Below are 2,892 nucleotides of genomic sequence, written 5' to 3'. Positions count from 1 at the left end.
CACCCGGAACCGTGAGGCCAGCCATGGAATGACCGACGATGACGATCTCGTTCAGCCCGGCATCGTCGATGTCGGCGACGACGGAGTTCACCCAGTCGGCGATGGTCAGCGTCCAAAGATCGCCGGGCTTGCCCCGCCGACCGGGCAGGTCCACCGCGAGTACCGTCAACTCCGGTGCCAGACGGTGGATTTCGTCGATGGTGAGGTCCCAGCAGTCCGCGGCGTGTGCGCCGCCATGGACGAGGACGAGTGCGGGCAGTGCCATGGTTTGCGACCCCCCTCCGTCACGCTCCCCCACGTGAGCGCAGAACCGCATCGTAGAGCGCGTTCCGCGACGGCGCGCCAGGATTCTCGGCGATCACGTCGGCGCAGGCGTCCTTGACCCGCTCGCCGGCGTCCACCCGTACGAGCACCTCGGCGACCAGCGTCGCCACGTCCGCGCGCGGCACCGCGCCCGCGAGCACCACGGTGATCTCGCCGAGCACACCGTCGGCGGCCCACTCGGCGAGCTCGCCAAGCGATCCCCGCTTGATCTCCTCGTGGGTCTTGGTCAGCTCGCGGCACACCACCGCCCGGCGGTCGGGACCGAGCGCGTCGACGGCGTCGCGCAGGCACTCCGCAAGACGACGCGGCGACTCGAAGAACACGCACGTCCGCTGCTCGCCGGACAGCGCGGCCAGCCACGACGTCCGCGCGGCGTGCTTGCGCGGGGCGAAGCCCTCGAAGCAGAACCGGTCCGACGGCAGACCAGACACCGCCAGCGCCGTCGTCACCGCCGAGGGGCCTGGAAGGCAGCTGACCCGCAAACCCGCTTCAGCGCAAGCCGCGACCAGGCGATACCCGGGATCGCTGATCAGCGGCATGCCTGCGTCGCTGACCACCAGCACCGTCGCACCGGCCGCGATCTCATCGACCAGGGTTGGCACGCGTAACGCCTCGTTCTGATCGAAGAAGCTGACCACCCGGCCGGCAGGCTTGACGCCGAGCGCCTGCGCCAGGGTCCGGACCCGTCGGGTGTCCTCGGCGGCGATGACGTCGGCGTTGCCGAGCGCCTCGACCAGGCGTGCCGAAGCGTCCGCGACCTGCCCCAACGGCGTGGCCGCGAGCAGCAGTCGACCTTCCGTCACAGTGCACAGCCTACGATCGCTCGTGTGACCGCCCCGCCCGCCGACCCGGACGTCTCGGATATCCCGGCCGTCCCGGATGTCATGGACGCCAGACGCGCGGTCCCGGTGATCAGCCCCGCCCCCTTGATGCCCGCCCCCGACTTCGGACCGATCGACCGTTTGCAGGGCTGGGCCATGACGGCGGTGATCACCGCACTGGCGGCCGTGACGCGGTTCCTGAACCTCGGCTCGCCGACCGACGGGCTCACGCCGATCTTCGACGAGAAGCACTACGCCCCGCAGGCCTGGCAGATGCTGGGCAACCACGGCGTCGAGGACAACCCGGGTTACGGGCTGGTCGTGCACCCGCCGGTCGGCAAGCAGCTGATGGCAATCGGCGAGGCGCTGTTCGGCTACAACGGGCTGGGCTGGCGGTTCAGCGCCGCGGTGTGCGGCGTGATCACCGTCCTGCTGGTGGCCAGGATCGTCCAGCGGATCAGCCGCTCCACGCTGATCGGCGGCATCGCCGGGCTGCTGATCGTCGCCGACGGCGTCAGCTTCGTCTCGGCGCGCACTGCCCTGCTGGACGTCTTCCTCGTCGTGTTCGTGGTGGGGGCGTTCGGTGCGCTGATCGTCGACCGCGACCAGATGCGCGAGCGGATGCACGTCGCACTGCTCGAGGGCCGCATCGGCGAGACGCCGTGGGGCCCGCGCCTCGGGGTGCGCTGGTGGCGCTTCGGCGCGGGGGTGCTGCTGGGACTGGCGTTCGCGACGAAGTGGTCGGGCCTGTACTACATGGTGTTCTTCGGCGTGATGACGCTGGCGTTCGACGTGGCGGCGCGTCGTCAGTACCGGGTGCCCCGGCCGTGGGTGGGCACGCTGCGGCGCGACTTCGGTCCGTCGGTCTACGTGTTCGGACTCATCCCGTTCGGCGTCTACCTGGCGTCCTACGGTCCGTGGTTCGCCTCGGAGACCGCGACCAACCGGCACGAGGAAGGGCAGTCGATCGGCGAGGGCGGTCTGATGCCCGACGCCCTGCGCTCGCTGTGGCACTACACCTATTCGGTGTACAAGTTCCACTCGGAGTTGACCAACGCCGCGGGCAACCACCATCCGTGGGAATCGAAGCCGTGGACGTGGCCGATGTCGTTGCGGCCGGTGCTGTATGCGATCGACCAGGACAACGTCGCCGGGTGCGGCGCGCAGTCCTGCGTCAAGGCGGTGATGCTGGTCGGTACGCCGGCGATGTGGTTCCTCGCGGTGCCGGTGCTGGGCTGGGCGTTGTGGCGGGCGTTCGTCAAGCGCGACTGGCGGTACGCCGTGGTGCTGGTCGGCTACGGCGCGGGCTACCTGCCGTGGTTCGCCGACATCGACCGGCAGATGTACTTCTTCTATGCCGCGCCGATGGCACCGTTCCTGGTGATGGCGATCGCATTGATCCTTGGCGACATCCTCTATGCGCCACGCCAGAACGCCGAACGCCACACGCTGGGGCTGCTCGTCGTGTGTCTGTACGTGGCCATCGTCATCACGAACTTCGCGTGGATGTACCCGATCCTCACCGGGCTGCCCATCTCGCAATCGACGTGGGACATGCAGATCTGGCTGCCCAGCTGGCGATAGCTGAATTTGCGCTCGACGCGAACGGCAGCTCCACAACCGTCGGCGCAATATCAACGATGGCGTGCCGAATTGTCGTGGCACCTCGGAAGCATCACGGCATGCAGGACGTCTTCATAGGCAGCGAGCGACTAGCTCAAGGTGTGCTCACTCGCGGGCAGCTGCG

Annotated in this window: 3 protein-coding genes; 1 reads left to right on the top strand and 2 read right to left on the bottom strand. The window is 68.7% G+C overall.

Annotated elements, in window-relative coordinates; translation table 11 throughout:
- Positions 1–265: alpha/beta fold hydrolase (locus QOC69_RS25140; protein ID WP_526444735.1), on the bottom strand; the 265-nt coding region annotated here is incomplete at its 3' end.
- 19 nt (positions 266–284) lie between these two features.
- On the bottom strand, positions 285–1,127 hold the full coding sequence (gene rsmI, locus QOC69_RS25135) for a 16S rRNA (cytidine(1402)-2'-O)-methyltransferase (protein ID WP_526444733.1): 843 nt from the start codon (positions 1,125–1,127) through the stop codon (positions 285–287).
- Positions 1,128–1,208: 81 nt separating this feature from the next.
- Here rsmI and QOC69_RS25130 point away from each other — a divergent pair, with 81 nt between their 5' ends.
- Entirely contained in the window at positions 1,209–2,729 is a 1,521-nt protein-coding gene (locus QOC69_RS25130; protein ID WP_526444737.1) for a dolichyl-phosphate-mannose--protein mannosyltransferase, read from the top strand.
- The last annotated feature ends 163 nt before the right edge of the window (positions 2,730–2,892 follow it).

The sequence above is a fragment of the Mycobacterium sp. genome, assembly GCF_032162105.1.
In the GTDB taxonomy this organism is placed as follows: domain Bacteria; phylum Actinomycetota; class Actinomycetes; order Mycobacteriales; family Mycobacteriaceae; genus Mycobacterium.
Note: the sequence above shows the minus strand (reverse complement) of the source record. Positions and strands in the feature narration are given on the sequence as shown.